At 43.4% G+C, this 5,747-nt stretch carries 6 protein-coding genes and 1 other RNA gene; 3 read left to right on the top strand and 4 right to left on the bottom strand.

Annotated elements, in window-relative coordinates; genetic code table 11:
- The 3 genes from B4F08_RS07115 to ssrS all read left to right on the top strand — a co-directional run.
- Window positions 1-481 (top strand): hypothetical protein (locus B4F08_RS07115; RefSeq protein ID WP_291373939.1); only part of this gene is annotated, 481 nt, incomplete at its 5' end.
- A gap of 2 nt (window positions 482-483) precedes the next feature.
- Window positions 484-768, top strand: coding sequence for a cell division protein ZapA (locus tag B4F08_RS07110; RefSeq protein WP_086207826.1), 285 nt, complete (start codon window positions 484-486; stop codon window positions 766-768).
- A 100-nt stretch (window positions 769-868) separates the two neighbouring features.
- A non-coding RNA gene (ssrS, locus tag B4F08_RS07105) (6S RNA) lies at window positions 869-1,053 on the top strand.
- Window positions 1,054-1,453: 400 nt separating this feature from the next.
- Here ssrS and B4F08_RS07100 read toward each other — a convergent pair.
- The 4 genes from B4F08_RS07100 to B4F08_RS17225 form a co-directional block, all read right to left on the bottom strand.
- Window positions 1,454-3,175: an acetyl/propionyl/methylcrotonyl-CoA carboxylase subunit alpha gene (locus B4F08_RS07100; RefSeq protein ID WP_291373940.1), complete on the bottom strand. Its 1,722-nt coding sequence runs from the start codon at window positions 3,173-3,175 to the stop codon at window positions 1,454-1,456.
- Complete coding sequence (locus B4F08_RS07095) at window positions 3,175-4,758, bottom strand: urea amidolyase family protein (RefSeq protein WP_291373938.1); 1,584 nt, start codon at window positions 4,756-4,758, stop codon at window positions 3,175-3,177. Before B4F08_RS07095 ends, B4F08_RS07100 begins: the two co-directional genes overlap by 1 nt.
- Before the next feature lie 33 nt (window positions 4,759-4,791).
- Window positions 4,792-5,598, bottom strand: coding sequence for a putative hydro-lyase (locus B4F08_RS07090; RefSeq protein ID WP_291373937.1), 807 nt, complete (start codon window positions 5,596-5,598; stop codon window positions 4,792-4,794).
- Window positions 5,591-5,747 (bottom strand): LamB/YcsF family protein (locus B4F08_RS17225; protein WP_349680372.1); only part of this gene is annotated, 157 nt, incomplete at its 5' end. The genes B4F08_RS07090 and B4F08_RS17225, both read right to left, overlap by 8 nt.

Below are 5,747 nucleotides of genomic sequence, written 5' to 3'. Positions count from 1 at the left end.
TGAAAATAGCACTTTAAATGCAGCCAAACTGGATGCTGAAGAACAGCACCGTTCTCAAGTTGTGCAAAAAAATAGCTTAATTACCCAGAAACAAGAACAAATTGATGATTTAACTGAGCAATTAAGTAGCGCTCAGACCCAATATCAACACTTGAATACTGATGCGACTGCTTTGGCCGATCGTTATAGCCGTTTGGAAAAAAGTTGTACGGATTTAAAAAATCGCTTTCAGGAAATCTTGGCTGAACGTAATGAATTACGTGCAATTAAAGAAAAATTGAACAATGATCAGCGTCAAGCGCAGCAAGAAATCCAAGCACTTCAGCAAGAACGTGAAAGATTGTTACAAAAAAATGAACATGCCAAAGCTAAAGTCGAAGCCATCATCCAACGTCTAGCTATTTTAGGTACAGAGCAAGACCATCACGCGCAAGAAATTCAGCAACTTGCCCATCCAACAGAAGCTGGTGAGGAAGTTTAATCATGAGTGAACAAATTACTGTTGAATTACGTGTCTTAGGTCATAGTTTTCGTTTAGTCACAACAGAAAAAGAGAAAGCTGACCTTGAACGTGCAGCGCTACTTTTAAATGATAAATATGATGAATTTCGTCGTAAAGCACCACGTGTAGAACCTAGTAAAATCATCATTATGGTGGCGCTTGAGTTAATGCAAGAAGTTCTGTCTATGAATAAAACGCTACAAGAATATGCACATGCAGAACGTTTGTTAGCGAGCATTATTGAAGACGTTAAAGATTTTACCTAAAGTGCTTTCATTTTTGCATAAACTATCAACACTTGTGCACGAGTTTACAGTTCGTAGCGGTCTATGAGTTGCCATCAACGTGAGATGCGTTATACTTAATGCAACTCTGAGGTGTTCGCCAGCGGGTCTATTCCCCTGCCGATACTTAAACTTATGGATTGTGTTCTGTATATTTAGAGTGTATGCCCGTCTTCGAGCGGGAAACCCAGCAAGTATACGTCGCGTCCACCTTGAACTCATCGGGTTCAGGGTAACGACACATGCAGCGGCATCTTCGGAGTACTTTATTTTTACCAATAACAACAAGTTACAATAAAACATATCTCTTATTCTGTTTATGTAAATTCACATAAATCATCAAAAGTAGTCATATGGTAGGCTCTGCTGCTATAGATTATTTCGTATTATTAAAAGTCTGTTGATTTAACAACCTAGGAAATGGAAGTATTTGAAGCCCACCATTGAACAGGTAGAAAAGCTTTATCTTAATTTTGTCTCAACGTAGATATAGAGCAAGCCCATACGAAGAAAATATTCTTTCTTTATTTGTTAAATCTTTATCGAACCATTTTTCTACTTTATTTATCCATACAACAAAGTCACTCGCGCTCATTTTTAAAAATGTCCAAACGAAAAACCTGACTTAGCTGCATGCTACATCAGGTTCATTTAGATGATTAAATTTTTAGCAAATTGAGCCAATGATCTGCTCTGCGTGACAAGTTGCTCCTTGCTGAACCGTCAATTGAATCACTCCGCTTTGATGCGCAAGTACAGGGACTTCCATTTTCATGGCTTCCATAATCGCAACCACTTGCCCCTCTGCGACCTGCTCCCCGTTTTCTATTTTCCAAGTGCTAATCACGCCATTGATCGGTGCAAGTAAATGTTCAGCACGCATGGCTGTTTCTGTAGCTGGTTGGTCTTGAGCAGTGATGGTAGAGTTTTGTGCAAACATGCCCGCTGGTAAGCCTAAACGATGTAATTTTCCATCAATTTCAATATAGCTGAGTAACATCGGTTGTTGATGATTCGGAATACTGCGTTTCGTTGGTTTTAAGTCTTGCTTAAAATCATTTTCAATCCAACGAGTATGGACATTAAATGTGTCGGCAAAATCAGCTTCATTTAATACAGCACGGTGAAAGTCTAAAACCGAAGCAACCCCTTCAATTTTAAATTGCTTAAGCGCACGTTTTGCACGAGCAATAGTAACCTCACGTGTTGGACCTGTGATAATCAGTTTTGCCATGAGCGAATCAAAATGACTCGATACCAAAGAGCCTGTACGAACACCTGTGTCTACGCGTACGCCCTGACCAAACGGTGCTTCAAATAAACTCAATACACCAAATGCAGGAATAAAGCCACGAGCAGGGTCTTCAGCATTGATACGAAACTCAATGGCATGCCCCTGCACTTTCGGGGTTTCTTTGATTGAAAGTTCATGACCTTGAGCCACGCGAATTTGCTCAACCACTAAATCAACTTTTGCTGTTTCTTCCGTGACAGGATGTTCCACCTGCAAGCGGGTATTAACCTCTAAAAATGAAAGCTTTCCATCACGGCTCAGCAAATATTCAACTGTACCCGCACCGACATAGTTGGCTGCCTGACAGATATTTTTAGCCGAAGTTAAAATTTCTTGATATATCTCATCGCTGATAAAAGGCGCTGGCGCTTCTTCAACCAACTTCTGATTACGACGCTGTAGCGAACAATCACGTGTACCTAAAACCACTACATTGCCATGTTGATCCGCAATCACTTGCGCTTCGACATGGCGTGGTTGATCTAGATATTGTTCAACAAAACACTCACCGCGGCCAAAAGCAGCTTGTGCTTCACGTACAGCCGAATCATACAGCTCTTTTACATCTTCCAGTTTCCAAACGACTTTTAAACCTCGACCACCACCGCCAAATGCGGCTTTAATCGCAATAGGTAAACCAAACCGCTTTGCAAACTCGAGGGCTTCATCAGCATTATTTAAAGGATCTTGTGTGCCTTGAACTAAAGGAGCACCCACTGAAGCGGCGATTTTACGCGCTTCAATTTTATCACCCAATTTTTCAATGGCACTTGGCGATGGTCCGACCCACTTTAAGCCTGCATCAATCACTGCTTGGGCAAATTCAGCACGTTCAGATAAAAAACCATAACCCGGATGAACCATGGTTGCTTTGGATTTTTTAGCAACCTCAAGAATGGCTGGAATATTCAAATAGGTTTCACGTGCAGTTGCACCCGCCAAACCCCATGCTTCATCCGCCAGCTCGACATGCATACTGTCCATATCGTCATCGGCATATAACGCAACTGAGCTAATACCCATATCTCGGCAAGCATGAATAATACGAACAGCAATTTCACCACGGTTTGCAATTAATAATTTTTCAGTCGTCATCATTCATTCTCAAAATCTGTAAATTCAGTCATTTTTTTAAATTTGATTTGGCACCCTGCTGGAATCTGCGCCACTAGGTCCCAATGGTGCTTCGCCACAGAAGCAATGACGGGGTAGCCGCCAGTTAAAGGATGGTCGTTCATAAACAGTACAGGTTGACCACTGGGTGGAATCTGTAAAGCACCAATACAAGTTCCCTCACTTTCCAACTCATGGGTAATTTTGCGCCGCAACGGCTGCTCACCTGAGAGTCTCAGTCCAACCCGATTGCTTTCATTGGTCACAAGCCAAGCTTGCTGGCATAAGCGCTCAATGCTCTCTGCTTCGAACCAATCCGTTCGCGGTCCCATCACAATGTCGAGCTCTACTACATCGCCAACTTTAGGCAAGTGCAACTTTGCAACTTCGGTGACACTAATATTTGAAACTTCAACCTGTCCTTGATAAACCGTATCCCCCGTTTTTAGAGGTTCTGGCCCTAATACAGCCAAACTATCAAATGAGGCACTCTTCAGCACAGGCTGCACGTCGATACCACCACGAATCGCCAGATAATTCCTCAGCCCTGCCGTCGGTGCTTGAATCTGAAACTCATCACCGTCATCAAGAGCAATCGCTTGATAGCTCTCAAAGTCAGTCTTTTGGCCATCACTAAATTTCACGTGGATGTTTGAAATTGCTCCCGTAACCGCAATAACTGCAGACTGATGCATTTTGGCTTTCAAACCACCATTTAAAACTTCAATCACAGGCGTCTGAGTTGGGTTACCAACAATTCGATTTGCGCTGTGCATTGCCGATACATCCATCGCCCCTGCAACACCCACACCAATATTGGTCTGGTTAAAACGCCCTTCATCTTGAATCAGCATCTGTAGACTCGGTGCCGTTACCGTAAACAAAGGCATGGATTGTTTCGGCTCAACTGTACGAGTGACTTGCTGTGCTACGCTAACCGTGGTCGGTTGATGTGTGACATCTTCAAAATGTACCGTCATCCCCGGTAACAGTAGCGCTGGATTTTTACGCTCTAGATCCCACATTTTTTCAGCAGTCGTACCGATCAACTGCCAGCCCCCCGGACTATCTTTCGGGTAAATCCCTGAATATTGTCCTGCCAGTCCCAAAGAACCCGACGGTATTTTTTTACGTGGTGCAGCTAAACGAGGAATATCTGTAAAAGGCCGATCGGGACTGCTCATATAAGCAAAGCCCGGTGCAAAGCCAATAAAGGCTACATTCCAAATACTTTGACGATGCTTCAAAATCACATCGGCAATTGAAAGCCCTTGTAACTCTGCAACCTGAGCAAGGTCTTCACCCGTATAGCAGATAGGAATAATCAGCTCTTCGACATTACGCTCAACGCCTGAACCAATTTTTACAGTCTGAATCGAAGCAACCAGTGTTTTAAAGGTGGTCTCGATTTCATTAAAAAATACCAAAATCGTTTTTGCAGCAGGGACTAAGTCTTTAATTCCATTCAATTGCATCGTGTGCAATTTATTGTACAACGCCAATGTTTCCTCTAGGCTGGCAAGCTCTATGAGAAAACAATCCGCGTTTACCGATAAAAAACGCATATGCCTATCCTTTTAATTGTTCTTTCGTGCCGCTTAACCTATCCATGCACGATCAGGAATGTCGGTAATAAACATATGACCGGGTGCATGGCTGATCGCAAAAGGAATTTTTGAGTTCATCACCGCTGCTTGTGGGGTGACGCCACAAGCCCAAAACACAGGAATTTCCCCAGCCTCAATACGTGAAGCATCACCAAAGTCTGGCTGATTCACATTACGAATGCCTAAACCTTCAGGATGTCCAATATGTACAGGTGCGCCATGCACACTTGGCATCCGTGCTGTAATTTTGACGGCATCCGCGATTTGATGGGATGGAATTGGGCGCATAGAAACCACCATGTTGCCAGAAATACGCCCCGCAGGCTGACATGGAATACTACTCAAATACATCGGCACATTGGTCTGATCATGGATATGACGAACTTCAATGCCCGCCTCTTGCAGTGCAGTTTCAAAAGAAAAACTACAGCCAATTAGAAAGGTCACTAAGTCAGGATGCGCATGATAAATGTCTCTCGCATCGGTTACTTCATCGACCATTTCACCGTCTTTCCAAATGCGATAACGAGGGAAGTCCGTGCGTATATCTGAGTTTTCTGCCAGTCTCGTGGCATATACACCTTCCTCTAGCACGTCTAAAACAGGACAGCTTTGCGGATTGCGATGAGCATAGAGTAGAAAATCATAAGCCCAATCTTTAGGTACCGAAATCATATTGACCTGCGTCATGCCCGCAGCCATACCCGCCGTTGGTTTGTCAAAGCCTGCACGAATTTTTAAACGCGCGGCTAAAGCGGCTTCAAGCTGCGCTGAATCGACTCGGATATCCTTATACATTGCTTACTTCCTCATGCTTTAAGACAAAGGGACGAATTTCAATATGATGATTTAACAGTTCAGCTTTAATCGCAGCCGACATCTCTAAGGCACCCGCGGTGTCACCGTGTAAGCAAATCGTATCGGCTTGAATAGGGGTAAATACACCA

This window comes from Acinetobacter sp. UBA6720 (assembly GCF_002454215.1).
In the GTDB taxonomy this organism is placed as follows: domain Bacteria; phylum Pseudomonadota; class Gammaproteobacteria; order Pseudomonadales; family Moraxellaceae; genus Acinetobacter.
The sequence above is the reverse complement of the archived record's forward strand: the minus strand, read 5'-3'. Positions and strand labels throughout refer to the sequence as shown.

Excerpts from the sequence above, each read along its gene's own strand:
- B4F08_RS07095 (WP_291373938.1), bottom strand. The coding sequence starts at position 4,758 with ATGCGTTTTTTATCGGTAAACGCGGATTGTTTTCTCATAGAGCTTGCC.
- B4F08_RS07090 (WP_291373937.1), bottom strand. The coding sequence starts at position 5,598 with ATGTATAAGGATATCCGAGTCGATTCAGCGCAGCTTGAAGCCGCTTTA.
- B4F08_RS07100 (WP_291373940.1), bottom strand. The coding sequence starts at position 3,175 with ATGACGACTGAAAAATTATTAATTGCAAACCGTGGTGAAATTGCTGTT.
- B4F08_RS07110 (WP_086207826.1), top strand. The coding sequence starts at position 484 with ATGAGTGAACAAATTACTGTTGAATTACGTGTCTTAGGTCATAGTTTT.